We start from the raw sequence: 17,522 nt of genomic DNA, 5'->3' as shown, positions 1-17,522 counted from the left end.
TTAGAAAATATTAATATTTAACAATGTATTTCGTGTTTCATCTGCTAGATATGTTATTACACCACCAATTACTGATAAAAGTATTAATATTCCTATTACTAGATATATACCATATTTACCGTAGTCCTTATACATTTTTCTTATTTGGTCAGCTTTTTGAAAGTGTGCTAGTATAAAATATACAGCTATCATAATTATTGTTAAAGCTATAACAATAGCAGCTATTATAACAACAATGTTAACTCCTTTACTTCATGCTGTTTGAAGTAAACTTTTTATTTGTTCGTTTTCTTCATAAAATGCTGTAATTTTTGAAATCATATATCTCCTTTATTTAATTAAAATTATGTGAAGTAAAGCACTGTGTAGTAAAACAATTAATGTTAAATAAAGTGCTTTCTTTCAATTTTTTCAACTTGTTATTTTTTTATTTTGTTTATGAGTTTTTCTTATGTCTCAAATTATTCTTGTTCATAGAATAATTATTAAAATAATTGATCAAATAATTTTAGAAACTAACATATTATCTTATGCACTTTCCAATTCATAAGCATAATGCTATCATCATTATTACTCCGAGAGCTTGCAATAAACCACTCATTTTTTACTCCTTTAATTTGATTATTGTTGTGAATTTAGATAAGATAAAATTGAAAAAGCTGAATAAAACATAGAACAAATGACAATTGCAATAAGAGTAATTATTGATATGAAGGTTATAATTAAAAATATTATGCATAAAACACGAATAGTTTTTGTGTTAAAACCGAATATAACTAAAAGATAAAACAAACCACTTATAAAACAAGACACAACAGCTATTCCTAAAAAAATAAAAATCAAAATTCATCAAATCATAAGTTCTCCTTTGTCATTAAAGTTTTACATTATCTTTGATTTGCTTTCGTTAGCATTTCGCACAAAGAACTTACTCCCATAAAACCTAAACCAATAACACTTACGAAAATAGCAATTAATGATAATATGGTTGCAATTGAAAAGATAAAAAATAAAATTAGACCAATTATTCCTGAACTAAATTCAGATAATAAAGTAAAGAAACTACTTATAATAAAAATTCCAATTGATATCAACAAAATGTTTAATAACATAAATTCTCCTTTGAACAAAAATAAAAAATACCTTTTATAAAAAAGATCCAAAGCTAATACAAGCTTTTTCTCTAATTTATAAAAGGTATCTTATTTAATAATAAGTGAAGGTAAAACGCATTAATAGCAATATCACCATTTATTGCATTTAATGCAATAAAATTATATCAAAATATCTTTCGTATTTTCATTTTTGTAATAAATTATTTGCTGATTTTTTAATTTTTGTATTGTTTGTTTATAGAGTGTTTTTGATGTTTGAGTTTCAAAATCACTAAGTAAATTAATATCTAATTTTTTATTTAAATATTTTTCAAAATATTGTTTTTGTTCATTAAACAAACTATCTCAAAGAGTGTTATGTTTATTAAATAAGTTAAAATACAAAGCTAATAAATTTTGTGATAATCACAAATACATCTTTTTATAAAAACTTTGATAATCAACTTTATTATCTGCGAAAATAACTTCTTCATTTACAGCATAATATCTTTTTAAATTAAGCATCTTAACAATATCAGAGATCAAATTATTTAAAATACTTTCAAAAACTTCTTTGTTTTCAAGTTCGTTAAATTGTTCTTCAAAAGTTTTATTTTCATTGATAATTTTAAAATTTAAAAAGCTAATATACCTTAAAGTATCTTTAAAAAGATTAAGTTGCAATTTATTGTTCTCATTAATAATTACACTATTTAATAAAAATTGACCATAAACTGCTAACACTGCATAATCTTCATTTTCATTACTTAGCTCTTTTGCAATTTCGTTAATTTTCTCATTAGAGTTATCAAACATAAACAGTCTTTTATCTAAATTTAGATAATTTACTATTGTTTGATAGTTATCAATATTTGTTTGTAAGATTTTGTCTTGCTGATAAATTTTATCTTCTAAGTAAATTAGAAAATTACTTACTTTGTCAAATTCTTCAATATCAAAGTTATTCATCAAGTTTGATATATCTGTTCAATATTTATTAATGCTTTCGGGTTCGCTTGTTGTTGATATTTTATATTCACTTAAAGGTTCGTATTTGGAGTTTGATGCTGTGTTTATATTAATACAAGAAAGAGTTGTTAAAGGAGTAAGTATTGTAAATAATGCACATAGTTTATTCAAAGATCTTTTCATCATTAAACACTTTCATTCATTTGTCTTTAAATTCTTTTAAATAAGGAGTTATCTCATTTAATTTTTCTTGTAAAGAATTTATTTCTGTTTTGATATCTTCAAGAAGATTTGGATCTGTTAAATTTGATAAATACTCCTTGCGTTGTTCAATTTGATTTTTTAGACCTTTTGCTCTCATATACAAATCTTTATACTTTGCATCACGCTCTAAAATAAGTTCTTTTCTAAGATCATTTTTTAATTCTTTAACTTGTTTAAGATCTTTAAGTTTTTGTTTGAATTGTTCATTGATTTTAGTTTGTGATTTAGTGTCTTGTTCAATAAAACTAAAATTTGGTTGATTAAAATTGATGATGTATTCGCTAAGTTCAAAATCTTTTGCATCTTTATAAATTGGTTCTTTTGGAGATTTGAGCTTTCAAAAATTGTAAGCAAGAGAAGATTTTAATTTTAAAGGTTTACTTTGCATTCTAAAAATAATGTGAGTGTTAGAATCAAGAGCTTTTAAATCAGCAATGCTCATAATTTCTTTTTCTGCTTTTGAAACAGATTCGTTTTCTGAATCGTTTTTGTTCTTAGAAAAAGAACTTTTTAAAATGTCTTTTTTACCTAAGGTATTAACAATTTCTTTTAGCGTTTCATCTGAATCAGAATTAATAAACGCTGTAAGTCCTGTATTTTCTAAAATGATATTTTTATTATCTTTACCGTATTTGTCTAGTTGAGAATATGACTGCAAAATAATTAAAAACATAACTTTTCTAGATAACGCAATTGAGAGCTTGCTCCCAAAATCATTAATGGTTGGTAAATTACCGAATTCATCAAAAATATTTAATAAATGTCTTGCTAGTTGACCCCCATTATCATTTGCAATGGTAATAGCAATTTTATATATTTGATCTACTATTAAATTAACAATTGTGTTTTTAGATTTTTCGTGGTCGGGAAACTTAATAAAGACAGCAAATGGTTTACACTCTTCATTGTATAAGTCAATTTTTTGATTTAATCTTGTTATAGAGAGTGTGTTTAAATGATGTTGATTTAATAAATCTAAGAAACTTTGAAAAGTTGTTATATTTGAATCTTCATTAAAATTCTCTTCATAGTAAGTTTTAATTGCAATATATGCTTTATCAATAATTTGTTTTTTATTATCAATGTCAAAGAAATCATTTGAATTGTTTTTAATCATTCTTTCAACTTCTTTGCTGTATGAATAATATTTAGCATACTCCAAAATAATTTCATTAAAGCTTTCATTGAATTTAAGTTTATTTTCTAAATCTTTATTTTGATCTTTATAAAAATCAATTTGTTCGTAAAAATCTTTTACTTGTAAGTTTCAATGTTGAGAATTTTTGTAATTAGGATCGCTTAAATAAATGAGTTCTTTAATATCAGTTTCGCTTCTTGAAGAAAAACTTCTAATACTTTTATCTTCTGCAAAAATACCAATTGCACCTTTTGCGTTTGTTAAAAAACCAGATAAAGTTTGGTCTGCTGTTTCGCTAAAAGGTTTGATTTCTTCACGATATAGTTGTAATAATTCGTTAATATTATCTTGTCTTTGCTTTTTGTTAATATCAAATTCATTATCTTTAAGTAAATTATTTGAAGATGTTTTTTCAAGTTCATCAAGTTTTTTAATTCATCTTGAATTTTTGATTTCAGAAACACTTAAAAACTGAGTAAAGTTTGCTAAATTAAATTGATCTCTGGTAATCTTATTTGGTTGTAATGTAGAATACAGCAACAGCATTTTACCAATAGCAATTAATATTTTCTTAGCGTTAGTAGTTCAAATTGGTTCTTTTGATTCACCCCAACTAAGAGAATAAATAACTTCAGAAAGCATAGAATAAGCAAGCGTTTTATTATTATCAACATTACCTTTTTTAGAATGAAAGGTATCTCAGATGTTATTAAGTAAATTAAACCCTTGTGAAGTGATAGGGTCTGCTATATCTAATACAACAGCACGATAATTATTATTTTGTAAATCTTCATATACTGCTGAATAAAGTTCTCCTTTGGGGTCTGCAACAACGAAGTTAGGTTTTTTGTTTTTGTCTTCAATGTTTAAATTGTATTTCAAAATAGGTATAACAAACTTTTGAGTTTTACCAGACCTTGTCCCACCAAGAATTTTTAAATTTAGTGGGAATTTAGATAAGTTCACACCATTTCATTTAATTTTGTTTTTGGTTTTGGAATAAGACACCACTCACGCTGGGTCTAAATTGTTTAATTCATAGTTTTTACGAAACTCTGAATAATTACCTAAGTTCTCAATTTCGTTGTAAGTTCAAGAATTATTCTTGTCTAAATCTTTTTCGTATTTTTTATCTTTCTTTTTGGACTTTTTATATATTAAAATGCAAATCTCACCAAAAGCAGAACCCCCGATTAAGTAAAATCAATAGTTTTTTAGTATATTTGTTAATACACCAGCAAAATTACTTAAACCTTCTTCTTTTGATTTATTTAAATATAAATTGGTTTGAGATATGAATTTCAAGCAAGTAAATGTTAAAGTTAAAAATATAAAAATTAATATTGTATAGAATGTAAAAATACCAAGGAATTTTCAAATTTGTTTTTTAGTATATTTGACTTTGAATCATTTCATTTGTCTCCTTTTAAAATAAAAAAAGATAACTACAATTAAGAGTTATCTCTAATAACCTAAGAATTCTGGAACAGCGTTAAGTCTTGCTTGATACTCTTCAATTGGAATTAATATATTTCTGTTAATGTCAGCATTAACTTTGTTGTAATCATTTAGTGTTGGGTTTTTAGTGTTAAATTGATCAGAGAAGGTAGCATCAATTACATAAACTTTACCGTTGTTATCATAGTTTAAATTAACATGCGGTAATCATTTACCGTTAGGAAGATAATATCAACCGTTAAATTGAATGTTGTTTTTATGTCCGAGAGCATTTAAAGACAAGAACATAAATTCTGAATAAGCTTGACAGTTAAAAATACTTTCTTCATTTTCAAGTGTTAAGTAGACTTTGTTAATCTCTTTTTCACCGAAATTATAAAAATTTTTAACAACTAAATATTTAGTTAATGCTTTAACTTGTTTATCAAAATCTCATTTTTTTGAAACAATTGTTGGAACAATGTCTCTTACCAAGGTAAAATATTTTTCGTAAAGTTCTTGTGTTTTAGAAGGGTTTTTGTCTTCTTTTTCATAAACTAATTCTTCACTATCGTTAGCAAGTGTTCTTAATTTAAGAAAAACAAAGTCTCATTCTGATTTTGCTTTATTTTTTTGTTCTTTAGTTTTATAGTTTTGTCTAAAATCTCACTTAGAATTTAAAAAATCTAAGTTAACTTTATCTTTAACATCAAAGACCATTCAAGCATCTTCTTTAAAAGAATTAACAGCTGGTAATAAATTATCATTTACTTCTTTATATTTTTCGTAAAATATTTCTTTTTCTAAATTAACCATTTTTTCTCAAATTGGAAAATCAGCAACAAAGGTAGTATTTATTTTTCATTTATTTGTATTTAAATATAATCTTGCGTTTTTTACAAAAGTATCGTATATTTTATTTTCAACGAAAAAGTTTACAAATGTATTTTTTGATGTATTCATTACTGAATCAATTAATTGTATTTTCTTATCAATGGTCTTTATGATTTCGCTTTTAAATTTCAAATAATATGCTTTCAAATCTTTGTTTAATAACTTTTCGTAGTTGTTAATATAAAAATCATTTACATCAGATTTTAAATTAACAAGATCAGATCTTTTTGAAGGTAATTCTTTGATTATTTTGTCATAAATAATTGAATATTTTTCAGTTAATTCTAAACTCAATTTATCTTCTTTTATAGGTTCTTCTTTTTTGATTTCTTGATTAGTTGAACAACTAAAAGTAATTAAAGGAGAGATACTTAAAGGAGTAATAAATAATAATTTTCTTAACGCATATAATTTCATATAATGAAATTATACTCTTTTTTTGAGTATTATCAAAATAATACTCAAAATTACAACTAAAAAGATAATGTCATTTTTGATTAATCTTGATATTAAATTATTTAGTGAATAGTTATAAATGTCATTATTAAAATACTTTAAGGTTTAGGAGGTTTTATGAAAGGAGAAAAATATAAGTTTCGTTTTGAGTAAATTATTTTAAGTTTAGACATATATCTTTTTGAGTTTATGTATTTGAAAATAAATTAATATTATTGTAATTCAACAGATAGAATGTGTGTATTAGCTACAAAAGGACTGCTTTTTACTAATACAGCTTTATTAGGAGATTTAGATCCAATTGTAGAACCTGAAGGTTGAGTATCATGTAATGTATCATAGATTAATTCTTCTTTTAAAGTAAGTTCTTTTAAGTTTGCACTACCTAAAACTTTTACATAAAGGTTATTACCTGAGATTTCAATTTGAAGTTTGTTTTGCACAGTTTCAAAAGTTCCAAAATGCGGTTTACCCCTTCCATCATCTCATTTATTTGCTCAACCTTCTCAGTCCGATCCAACAACTGATGCTGAAGAGTTTTCTCTTATAATGAAAATAGGGAAGACATTTGTATTTAAAATGCTATCTCCGTTAGCGTAATCACCCCTTGTTTTAGTATTTAAAGGTATAACTGTTTGATTTGAAGATAAACTTGAAAGAGATATTTCTTTTGTTGTTATTTCAGTTGTTCTTAGGGAGCTTATTATATTACTGTTTGTGTAGTATGGTAGATCTTCTTTAAGAGTTAACTTAATATTTGAAAAGTCTCTTCAATTATCAGGAAGTGTATAACTATATGTTGATAATGTATAATCACTTATGTTGTTAAATAATACTGTTTCAGTTGAAGAACTTGATTTAGGTATATTGTATGGAGCAGAATATCAAGCATTGTTTCAAGCAATACCATACTTTTCAAAAAAGTCTCCATTACCTTTGTTTTTAATATCACCTAATACTCTACCTTGAACACCTAAATTAAATGATGTGTTTTCCACTCTATTTAAAACAAGTTTAGGAACTAGTGCATCTAATTTTTGTTGAAGTGATGTATTTGAACTTCTTGTATGAACCAATTGATCTTTTAATCTTTTTACAATACTATCAGTATTTACATTCTCTCCATTTGTTCCATAATCAAAATCTAAATTATCAGTTCCTGCTAACTCAACTAATTTTCTTTTAGCTTTTGTTAAGTTAGAATTTGAAGTATTAAGTTGACTTTGCAACTCTTGTTTTTCTCTTTGAAGAGTTTGAAGTTGATTTTGTTTTGCTTGGAGTTGATTTGAAAGTTCTTGGTTTTGAGTTTCTTTGGTTCTGAGTTGTTCTTGTAAGTTTGAAACTTGCTCTTGCAAAGTTTGAATTTGACTGTCTTTTTCAGATAAACTTTGTTGAAGTTGAGTTTTTTCGTTATTTAAATTTGTAATTGTTGTATTTAATGTTTCAACTTGATCTGTAAATTTAGCAATTCTTTGCTCTTTTGCTTGTAAATCATTTTCAAGAGCAGTTTTTTCACTTTCAAGTCTGGTTTTATCATTTTCAAGATTTTGTTTTTCTTCTCTTAAAGTTTGAATTTGAGTTAAGTTATTTTCTTTTTCTTGTTCAAGTTGTGCAATTTTCTTTCTTAACTTATCAACAATACTTCCTTCAAAAGCTCCTTCTCCATTTTCCTTAATATCTGCTTGACCATTATTCGTTCCAATTAAACGAACAAGTAAAGATTTAGCATAACTAAAATCTCTTTTCGTGTCTTTTAATTTTTGATTTACAGTATTTAAAAGTCTATTTAAAGCATCAGGAGTTGCTCAATAAAAATCTTGATATTGTTTAACTAATTTTTCTCCTTTGTTAATTAAAACTTTTGTAAAGTCTTTATTTAATTTATCTTGGTATTTACTTTTTACATCAGCATTATCATAATATTGCTCTAATTCGTTAAACATTTGTTGTTCTTCTGAACTTCATTCTTCAAAGTTTTTGGTTGGTATTTCATATGAACATTCATTTACAAGACCTTCTCTAACATCTGAACAAGGTTGATTATCTCCTTCATAAAGTTCATCATAGTTAAAATCGTGAAGATATTGATAAATCTCTTTATATGTGCTTGTGTGTAAATTAACATCTTTATATAATGCTAATAACACATCAACATATTGTTCTTTTAGGGTTTGGTTTTTGGTTTCTAAATCATTAATTTGTTTGTTTTTATTAGCAATTTCTTGTTCAAGAGTTGCTTTAACATTTTCAAGTTCTGCAACTTTGTGTTTTGCAACTTGAAGTTGTTCTTGTAAAGAGTTGTTTTGATTTTGTAAATCTTCTTTATCATTTTCAAGCATTGCAATGATGGTATTTAAACGAGCAATTTCTTCATTGTTTTGTTCAATAGTTAATTGAAGTTGAACTTTTAAGTTATCTCTTTCTGTTTTAAGTTGATTAAGTTGTTCTTCTAAACTTGCTTTATCTTTAAGTAAATTGTCTCTTTGTAAAGATACTTTTTCAAATTCAATTTGTAAACTTTGTAGTTCGCTTTTTAATTTTCCTAGCTCACTTGTATTTGAATATTTATTATCTTTTGAGTTGTAATTTTTACTTCCAACAAGTTTAAGTAATGCTTGTTCTTTTAGAGCAATTTGTTCTCTTAAATAATTCAAAGTTTGATTTTGAGTCATTGCATCATTACGCATTCTTTCAATATCACTTTGCAAATCTCCAATTTGAAAATTAAACCTTGAATAATCGTTTTGGTTTTTAGCATACACTCCATCAAGCATTGCTTTATATTTTTCAATTTCTTTTTTATTTTGTGCTTGACCACAACCCCATAAAATCAAACTAGCTCCCGCAACAATTCCTGCAGCGGTTGCTCCAATAAATCATCATTTCTTATTTTTATTTTTTTCTGTTTTAACTGCTTGCATTTTTGTCCTTTCTAAAATTATTTAGATTCTAAACCAACTAATTTGTCAACTTGTGATTTAAAACTTTTCAAATCAGAAGTTTCAATATTGATTTGATGTAATCTATTTTGAAGTGTCTCTTTTTCTTGACTTAGTTTTTCAAGTCTCTTACTTACTTGTTTGTATTGAATACTAATTTTTTTAGCAATTGTCATTTATCTCCTTTGTTAGTTGTTGTTAATATTTTTTACATTACATTTTGATTTCGTTTGACATCAATTTTTTTAATAGATATTTCATATTCTTCTGAATCTAAATTCATATAGCTGTTTATGAATTCTTGAATTTTTGGGTTTTTATAATCTTCAAAAACAGAACGATCAACTTGCATAATATTTGATTTAATGACCATATATTCAGATTCTCCTTTTCCAGCATATTTTGCGTTAGGATCTAGTTTTTGTCAAACATAGATTAAACTTTCGCTGTAAAAATCAAAAAGCAAATCATATCTTAAATAAGATATTCAAGGGTTTATGTATTTGCTTGTTGATTTGGGTTTAAAAGAAAATGTCTTCTTTTCATTATCTAAATAATAAACATCAACAAAAACATCATATTTATTGTTATTATTTAGCAATTGAAGTTTTTTTATTTTAAAAGAATACGGTTTGCTTAGACACTTCATTTCTCAAAGTTCGCAAGATTTATATTTTTTAGAATGAATTTTTTTAAAATCTCTTTTAGTAAATAATCAGTTAATATTTTTGTCGCTGTTAAAAACATTTAGATCGTAAAAAAATCATTCTGTTTTTATTTTTTCTAAACTTAATTTATGATTTAACTTATTTTTATTCATCTGCTTCTGTCGCTAAGACTCTTTTAAATTTGATCTTTTTTGAAACAAGATTTCTAAATTGTGTTTCGCTAATATCAAAAAGTTCAAGTCTTCATCTAGTTATAAAAGCTATCTTTTTTGTAATTACTTTGTAAGTTTTATAACGATCTATATGAAATAATTTATCTTCTAATTTTCTTTTAATCAGAATTACACAAAACATATAACAAGCAAAACTTGCTCCTTTGAGAAATAATATTAAAACCATTTTTCCAATATTTAGATTACTGTCTTTTTCTTGTCAAATAAGAGAATAGAAAAGAATTGATAAGAAAATAATAATGAGAAAAAAATAAATTGAAAAATTAATTAAACCGATTCCCAAATTTAATTTTCTTTTCTTTGACAAAGTTCAACTATCGTAAACTTTAACATACATACTATTTTTAACCTTTCTTATTTGTTTTATTTAATCTTTCTACATTTACAATAGCTTGAAAAACAGAGTTTAAAGGGTTTATATCAATAGAATTACCAGCAAAGCGATATAAACATTCTTTGTTTAATATTCCTTGTTTGATAAATGGTTTTAATTTTTGATAATCTTGATCTGAAAAACCCATTATTTTTAAAGACTCTTGCGGTGTAATTAAACGAGCATTTAAGTAATTTGGATCATTGTTTTCACATTTGATATAACCAGCGTTAGGGTGTCTATCTTGTCTAGTTGTTAAAGTATTTACTGCAAAATTTCTTTGTCTTGCTAACTCTAAATTATGCAAAGGTTTATTTTTGTTTAATATTTCAATTCTAGAAGGAGTATTTCTTATTTTGCAATTAAAATCGTTTGTGTTTTTATTATCAATATCAAAGATTTCTTTATATTTACTTTCTAATTCTTTTTGAGTTTTTAAAATATTACTTGCTCCGATGTTGTCTAAATATTCTTGATATTGTTGATCGTTTAAAAACGGAGTTTTAATATCTTCTAAAACACTAAGAGCAAATACTCGTTCTCTTGTCTGTAAAGAACCGTGCTTTTGAGCATTTAAAACAGCAGTAAATGTTTTATAACCATTTAACTTTAAAAAGTCAGTTCATTCTTGATATTCAGCAGAGTATTTTCCAACAAGATTTTTAACATTTTCCAAAAGTAAATACTTTGGTTTGTTTTCACACTCACTAACAATTCTTCCAATTTGTCATATTAAATGACTAGTTGAAGAATTATCTTTAATACCTTTATCTCTACCCATATTAGCTAACGAAAGTCCTTGACAAGGTGAAGAATAAGTTATCAAATCAATTTTGTATTGATCAATCAAACTTGGTTCTACACTTTGTATATCACTATGATTTTTATTTATCAAATTAGCAACTACAAGAGCTTTTTTAAAATTTAAATCTTTGCTAGTAATTGAGTTTGTAGGTTTTTTACTATTTAAAGAAAAAACATTCTTTAAAAGATATTCATTAATTTGATCTTCATTTAATAAATTGTTTGCTTTCAATGTCTTTTCTATGGTCTCTTCGTTTAACTTATTATGCATTGCTGAATAAGCAATAATACAACGAGCATCTCATTCAGAAGTTGCTATGATGTCAAATTTGATATCTTCATTTTTAGAATTGATATTTTTTATACTTTTATGTTGTGAACCAATACCAGCAAATGTTTCAAAAACTTTAATTGTCATATTGTCTTACTTTTTAATTGTTTCGTTTTTATTCATTACTATTTCTACATTGTCATTTCTTTATTTAGTTTTCAAGAAAAAATTTCTTTTCATCGTTCTTCTTTTTTACTTTCTAAATCATTAACAAATTCTTCATAACCATATTTTTTAATTGTTGTGTCAAAATCTAATCTTTTTGGTAATAAACAAAATTTTTCATATGAATAAAGATTATTTTTTGATTCAACTAAGGTGCGATCTTCATTCATTAAAAATGATTTATCTAAATGATCTAAAAATTGCAAATCAATATCTTTTGTAAAAACTAATGAATTTTCTTTAATATATTTTTCTGCTTGCTCGTTATCTTCTACAATTGTTTTAATAATATAACTTACATTATCAATAAATTGACTTACAATAGTTTCTTCTTCGGAATAATAATTAGGAGAAAACATTATTATAGCTTCATCATTTGCACTTCAAGTGTAATGCTCTACATTGTCATTATCTCTATCTTCTATCATTTCTCATAGATAATCAATTTGTTCTTCTAATGAATAAGTTTTCCAATTATGTTTATAAACTTCTTCACTTGTTTTGTATTTAGTTTTATGTTCTTTATTAAATTCTTGAATTTCTTCTTGTTCAAGTTCTTCTTTATATGAATCTTCATAAACATTAAGTCAATACGGATCAATTTTATTTAAGTTATTTATAACTTCTACAATTGCTTTTTTAGAAGGTGTGATTTCTCCTAATCTATCAAAATAATTAAGTTGTGTTGATCTAAACGAATAAATATTGTCTCAAATATCTTCAATTAATTCTTCTTTGTTTAAATAATCAGTATCGTTTTCTTCATTATATTTTTGAAGTTCTTTTTCTGATAAACCAATGTGATCTAATAAGTAATCTTCTTCGCTGTAAAAAAGATGAATGCGTTCTGCAAAAGGTATTAATTTACCGTTTCAATAATACTCATAAGAAGAAGGTTTGCTAAATGATGATTTTCCCATACTTATTCCTTACATAATCATTGTGTTGTTGCTGGTTTGTTTTTCTTTTAAATCAAGTGTTAAAGAATCTAATATTTCTTCAATTACTTCACTTTTTTTCAACACATTTAAATCATTTTGGTAAGCATTAATTTGAATGCATTCATTATCATCGTTGATTTTGTTAACAAGTTTTTCAGACATATATAAGAGTCCTACATCAGACATACCTTCTTTTTGAAGTTTTTGATCAAAGATATCTCATAAGGTGTCATAATCAAAGATGTCATTTTCTGCTAAGTATTCTTCTACATATGAGTTGCTTTTATCTAAATTAACAATTTCATTAATTGTTTTTAAATTATCAAGTGATACATCAAGAGCATATACATCAGAGACAGCTCTTAAAAGTTTGTCATTTTCTACAACATCTTTGTTTTCAAAAAGCTCTTTTTGGGTTTTTAAATATTCTTCAAGTTGTGTTGAATTTAATTTGTTAGTTTCTGTTTTAATTTGTTCAACTACATTTGCATTTAAAATTTCTGAAATATTAATGGTTTTTTGTTCTTTTTTCATATTTACTCCTTTATTTTTTTAAAAATTTAATGTCTTTTGCAATTTGTATATGTCAAAGTTTGTAAGTGTCATTAGTTTGCTATTATTCTTTTCGTTCTGATAGTGCGACCATTTCAACAGTTAAGCTTTTAAGTCATTTTGTAAAGTCATCGTATTCCTTCATTATTTTGCTATATATATTTTTATAGGTGCGATTCTCTAAATAAACTAGAAAAGTTTTTAACAAAACATCTGAAAGTTCAAAGCTTAAATGTGAAAAACGACCCTTACCACCGTTAATTTCATAGCTTGAAAAATTCTCTGTATCTACAAAATTAAAATATCATTTATTTAATTCGTTAAGTTCCTTGCTTTCTTCATAGGGTGCATAAACAATAAAAAAGTATTGTGGTAAATTTGGTAGCGATAATTTAAAAAAAGACTGTTTAGCTACTTTGTCGTGTCAAGTGTATAGTTTTAAATTTAAATTTTTATCATTGCAATAAAGATCAATTAGATCGGTAGCGAAGTTTTTTTCGTATTTCATTATTTTTTCCTTCTTTGTCTTTTTTCATATTTATTTTTTTAATTTTTCTTTTTATCAAATAGCAATTCATCTATTGCTCATAGCATTATTTCTTCTTTACAATACAACTCTAATTCTTCTTCATCTTCAAATTCAAGTCCGATGTATTTATCGTTTTTATTGAAATTATTTAGCAATTCTAATGATCATTTTAAAGCTCTTGAATTATCAATACCTTCACTTTTTAAATCTTCATCTAAAAATTCATATCATTCTTTATAACTTTTAACTCATTTGCTTTCAAAAGAAATCTCAACTCATTTGGAACTTTTGTCTAGTTTAAGTATTTTGTAAATTTCTTTTAAGTTATCTAACGATATATCAAGGTTGTATAATTCAACAAGCATTTTCAAAGACCCTTCATAATAGTTTAAGAGTTCTTTTTGTTTAAATATTTTTCTTCTTAAAGATACATATTCTTTAAGTTGACTCTCACTAAGTGTTTTTTGATATTCTTTAATTTCATTTTGTTTTTCTTTACTTAGGGTTTTCATATAAACCTTTTACATACTTACTTCTGGTTCTTTTTTGTTTGATATTTCTAAGTTGCGATAATCAGCTTTTAAATAAACTAAATTTACCTTATTATCATTGCTTTTAATTACTTCATTAATTTTTGTCAAAACAGATAATTTGAAAATATCATCAACATTATTTAAAAGAAGTTCTTTATTAGCATCTTTACTAAATTGCGAAAATTCTTCTTGGTTGCTCATATAAACAGCATTTAAATCACAATACAAATTACTCATTTTTGAATTTGAGAAAACTGATATTGTATTTTGTAAATCTTGTTCATTTAAAGCATTTAAGTTTTTAACTATTTCAACAAAAAAGATTTTGTCATCTATCTCAAATAAAGTCAAAAAATATTTAGGGTCTTGCTGGTCTTTGCGTTTAGCTGAATAAACATTAAACAATTTGTTTTTCATTTTTAGTTCCAGAGCGTTTTCTTTTTACATATCTCATTCTCAGTCTTCTTTTGAATTTTCTTCAAATGAATTTGAAACATCATCACTAATTCTTTTAGATTCTTCTAAAAATTCTTCTTCGCTATGAACACTTTCTTTATTTGGTTCTTTCTTTGTAGCTAACAATTCTTCTTTGCGTGCTTTTCTAAAATCTTTTTGTGTTTTGGTTTCCATAAAGTCAAATTCTTCTACTACAACTGTTGTGTAGAATTTATTGTCTTTTCCTTTGTATGAATTTAATGAACCATTAATTAAAATTGGATCTCCGTTTTGAAAATGCTTTGTCATTAACTCTGCTGTGCTACCAAAAACAATACAGTTGAAATACATCGGTTCGCTTTCATTGTCTTTTTTATTAAAGTCAGAATGCACAAGAGAAAAAGTTAAAAGTTTTCTATTTTCATTTTCGTTGACTGGTTTGAGTTGAAACTTCATTAAATTTACTCTTCCACTTAAAATAATTTTGTTCATATTGTTCTCCTATAAATTTTTATTTTTTGTTGTTCCGAAAACTTCATAAGCTTTCTTGTAGCTTTTTAAAGCTTTGTAAATAATTTTTGGTAATCTGATAGATTTATCTTTATCAGATTCATTATCTGAATTGACATTTACTTTTGGTGTGTAATTAATAGCTAAATGCGGGTTTATCTCTTTTAATCTTCAATAACTGTAATTTAACTTTAATTTGTTTTCGTTTGTCAATTCTTTAATTAAAGTGTTTGCTAAATTGGTTTTAAGTTCTGATAACTCCTTTTCTTTAAAGTTGTTTTTTTCTTTATCGTTAAAAGGTGTTTCATTTATCAATGCAGTTATTTTTGAAAATTCCTTACTCAAATCATCATTGTTTTCAATTAACTCTTCAACAACATTAAGAACCTTTTGTTTTAGTTCTTCATTTAAAGTTTTAAAGCGTGGTGATTTAATTTTTGAAAGTTCATATTGAAGTAAAGTAATTTTCTGATTTGAATTTTTAAAATTATTTTGTTCAACAATGCTTTGTTTGTATGTTTTTTGTAAAGTGTGCTTGGTGTTTCACACTTGTTTTTTTGTTTCAAAGATTTCTTCTAACTCTTGTGGTGATTTTAAGTTATTCAGATGTTGAAGATTTTTGATTAAGTTTGCTTTTTTAAATCTTCCACTTTGTCTAAAAGTCTTTTTCCCATTTCTGGTATTAATAAACTTTTGTTCTTTTTCAAAAAACACTAAATGCAAATGGGGGTTGTCTGAGTTAGTATGTAAAGTAGCATAAAAATTTAAGTCTTTGAAAGATAATTTTTCTTTTTCAAATAATCACTTTAAATTTTTTGATGCATATTCAACATAATCTCTGGGTGAATACAAGTTATGTTTTTTAGCATATTCCACTGTAAAACTCAATACCGTATCTCAGATAAATTGATCTGACTTTATTTTTTGAAAAACCTTTTTGGTTTCGTTAATATCAACTAGCGATACTTCTTCTGAAGAGTGAATTTGATATAAACCAGAATTACTTTGCTCATTTAAAAGTTTTTTCAAAGTTAGTTTGTAGTTATTGTCATTTTCTTCAACTAACTTTTTAATTTCAGAATTTGATAAAGATGTTTTTAAACAAGCATCGTTTCTGGTGATGTAATCAACTATGTTTCTTTTATCTTTACAGGTATAGTATTTTCAGTTAACTTTTTTATTTGTTTTGTCTTTGTATCTATGAGCGTTGTTTTTATTTACTATTCTCTTTAAAGCAAAAATTACTCCTTTACTAATTGAACCCCCTTATTAACACAAATACCTTTTTTACCTTCATTGTGTTAAATACTCTAATGTTTATTTAATGTTTATATACTTACTTAATAGTCCAAAATAGATCTCTTTTTACTTTGCTTTTCAAGTTTTGGACTCTAAAATTGAATAACTGAAAAAAACTAAGACTTTTAGCAAACTGAAAATCAAGTTGTCGTTTTATTTGTTTTCACAGATAATAAAGTATTACCTAGTCCATCATTGATCTCTTTTTACGATTTCTTAATTTACAGTTGTTTAACTGTTATTGTTTCAAGAAAAAATATGTTTTCTGTTGTAAATTGATTTTTCCCGTGTCTAATTAGATTTTTTAAAATTTTGAATACCTTAAATGCATTTGTTTTAAATGATTTGAAAATTTTGCAATTAAAATGTCTTCAAATTGATGAATATGAAAAATTCTTTTTTAGAAAATAACTGAAAGATATTTTAAATTCTCACTTTCTAAAAATTCTTTTTTCTATTTCTCAAACTTCTCCATAACGAATGTCGCTATGTCTAAATTCAGACTTTTTTCTTATCACTTCCTTTGGAGAATTTGCTTTCAACAAAAACATATTTAAGAGTTGAAAATAAATTTGTTTTGGGTTCACCATTCCAAATTGCTTTAACATTTCTTGATCATCAACCTTAAAATACCTTTTACCTTTTTCGTGTAGCTTTCTTAAAAGCTTAATTCTTTCATTTTCAAAACTAATGAGTTTCATTTTTTGTAAGTCTTTTAATGACTGATAAAAGGTTGATTTTGAAAAGTATTTTTCTTCTCCTATTGATCAATTTCCATATTTGAATTTTCTAAAATCTAAACTGCTTACTGCTACTTTGTCTGAATTCTTTTCAAAGTAGCAGTTCAACATTGCAAATAGCACAAGAGCTTTTCTTTTTAAATTGATAATTTGAAAAATTTCTTCATCAATTTTCAGTTTGCATTTTTCAATAGGTATTCACTATTTGCGTTGTTCAT

The 17,522-nt window shown here is 25.0% G+C and carries 18 protein-coding genes; 1 reads left to right on the top strand and 17 read right to left on the bottom strand.

All coding sequences use genetic code 4. From position 1 onward, the window contains the following. Positions 1–321, bottom strand: coding sequence for a hypothetical protein (locus tag EXC45_RS00080; RefSeq protein ID WP_129693718.1), 321 nt, complete (start codon positions 319–321; stop codon positions 1–3). Between the two features lie 663 nt (positions 322–984). Here EXC45_RS00080 and EXC45_RS03950 point away from each other — a divergent pair. Further along, positions 985–1,152: a hypothetical protein gene (locus tag EXC45_RS03950; RefSeq protein ID WP_165163192.1), complete on the top strand. Its 168-nt coding sequence runs from the start codon at positions 985–987 to the stop codon at positions 1,150–1,152. A 122-nt stretch (positions 1,153–1,274) separates the two neighbouring features. Here the strand turns inward: EXC45_RS03950 and EXC45_RS00075 are convergent, their stop codons facing one another. The 16 genes from EXC45_RS00075 to EXC45_RS00005 form a co-directional block, all read right to left on the bottom strand. Then, positions 1,275–2,246 carry a hypothetical protein gene (locus tag EXC45_RS00075; protein ID WP_129693717.1) on the bottom strand — a complete coding sequence of 324 codons (972 nt, stop codon included), beginning with the start codon at positions 2,244–2,246 and terminating at the stop codon, positions 1,275–1,277. Further along, positions 2,227–4,881 carry a type IV secretory system conjugative DNA transfer family protein gene (locus EXC45_RS00070; protein WP_129693716.1) on the bottom strand — a complete coding sequence of 885 codons (2,655 nt, stop codon included), beginning with the start codon at positions 4,879–4,881 and terminating at the stop codon, positions 2,227–2,229. The genes EXC45_RS00075 and EXC45_RS00070 overlap by 20 nt, the downstream gene beginning before the upstream one ends. A gap of 48 nt (positions 4,882–4,929) precedes the next feature. Further along, on the bottom strand, positions 4,930–6,213 hold the full coding sequence (locus EXC45_RS00065; protein WP_129693715.1) for a hypothetical protein: 1,284 nt from the start codon (positions 6,211–6,213) through the stop codon (positions 4,930–4,932). Positions 6,214–6,464: 251 nt separating this feature from the next. Then, entirely contained in the window at positions 6,465–9,173 is a 2,709-nt protein-coding gene (locus EXC45_RS00060; protein WP_129693714.1) for a coiled-coil domain-containing protein, read from the bottom strand. A gap of 17 nt (positions 9,174–9,190) precedes the next feature. Further along, positions 9,191–9,367 (bottom strand): hypothetical protein, encoded by a 177-nt coding sequence (locus tag EXC45_RS03945; protein ID WP_165163190.1) that lies wholly within the window; start codon positions 9,365–9,367, stop codon positions 9,191–9,193. Between the two features lie 32 nt (positions 9,368–9,399). Further along, a complete protein-coding gene (locus EXC45_RS00055; protein WP_129693713.1) occupies positions 9,400–10,011 on the bottom strand; it encodes a hypothetical protein in 612 nt (203 codons plus the stop codon). Beyond that, on the bottom strand, positions 10,004–10,429 hold the full coding sequence (locus EXC45_RS00050) for a hypothetical protein (RefSeq protein ID WP_036435158.1): 426 nt from the start codon (positions 10,427–10,429) through the stop codon (positions 10,004–10,006). Before EXC45_RS00050 ends, EXC45_RS00055 begins: the two co-directional genes overlap by 8 nt. Before the next feature lie 7 nt (positions 10,430–10,436). After that, a complete protein-coding gene (locus EXC45_RS00045) occupies positions 10,437–11,687 on the bottom strand; it encodes a DNA cytosine methyltransferase (protein ID WP_036435163.1) in 1,251 nt (416 codons plus the stop codon). Positions 11,688–11,731: 44 nt separating this feature from the next. Next, complete coding sequence (locus EXC45_RS00040; protein WP_129693711.1) at positions 11,732–12,685, bottom strand: hypothetical protein; 954 nt, start codon at positions 12,683–12,685, stop codon at positions 11,732–11,734. Between the two features lie 9 nt (positions 12,686–12,694). Continuing rightward, on the bottom strand, positions 12,695–13,240 hold the full coding sequence (locus tag EXC45_RS00035) for an Mbov_0392 family ICE element protein (protein ID WP_129693710.1): 546 nt from the start codon (positions 13,238–13,240) through the stop codon (positions 12,695–12,697). 82 nt (positions 13,241–13,322) lie between these two features. Then, positions 13,323–13,766 carry a hypothetical protein gene (locus EXC45_RS00030; protein ID WP_036435217.1) on the bottom strand — a complete coding sequence of 148 codons (444 nt, stop codon included), beginning with the start codon at positions 13,764–13,766 and terminating at the stop codon, positions 13,323–13,325. A 38-nt stretch (positions 13,767–13,804) separates the two neighbouring features. After that, positions 13,805–14,299, bottom strand: coding sequence for a hypothetical protein (locus EXC45_RS00025; protein ID WP_036435214.1), 495 nt, complete (start codon positions 14,297–14,299; stop codon positions 13,805–13,807). A gap of 9 nt (positions 14,300–14,308) precedes the next feature. Further along, positions 14,309–14,737, bottom strand: a complete 429-nt coding sequence (locus EXC45_RS00020) for a hypothetical protein (protein ID WP_129693709.1) — start codon at positions 14,735–14,737, stop codon at positions 14,309–14,311. A gap of 24 nt (positions 14,738–14,761) precedes the next feature. After that, positions 14,762–15,247: a single-stranded DNA-binding protein gene (locus tag EXC45_RS00015; protein WP_165163188.1), complete on the bottom strand. Its 486-nt coding sequence runs from the start codon at positions 15,245–15,247 to the stop codon at positions 14,762–14,764. Between the two features lie 9 nt (positions 15,248–15,256). Further along, positions 15,257–16,294, bottom strand: coding sequence for a relaxase MobL (gene mobL / locus EXC45_RS00010; protein WP_036435428.1), 1,038 nt, complete (start codon positions 16,292–16,294; stop codon positions 15,257–15,259). Between the two features lie 491 nt (positions 16,295–16,785). Next, positions 16,786–17,415, bottom strand: a complete 630-nt coding sequence (locus EXC45_RS00005; protein WP_129693708.1) for a hypothetical protein — start codon at positions 17,413–17,415, stop codon at positions 16,786–16,788. Positions 17,416–17,522 lie beyond the last annotated feature (107 nt).

The sequence above is a fragment of the Mycoplasmopsis columboralis genome, from assembly GCF_900660675.1.
Taxonomy (GTDB): Bacteria; Bacillota_I; Bacilli_A; order Mycoplasmatales; family Metamycoplasmataceae; genus Mycoplasmopsis; species Mycoplasmopsis columboralis.
This window is presented reverse-complemented; position numbering and strand designations above follow the sequence as displayed.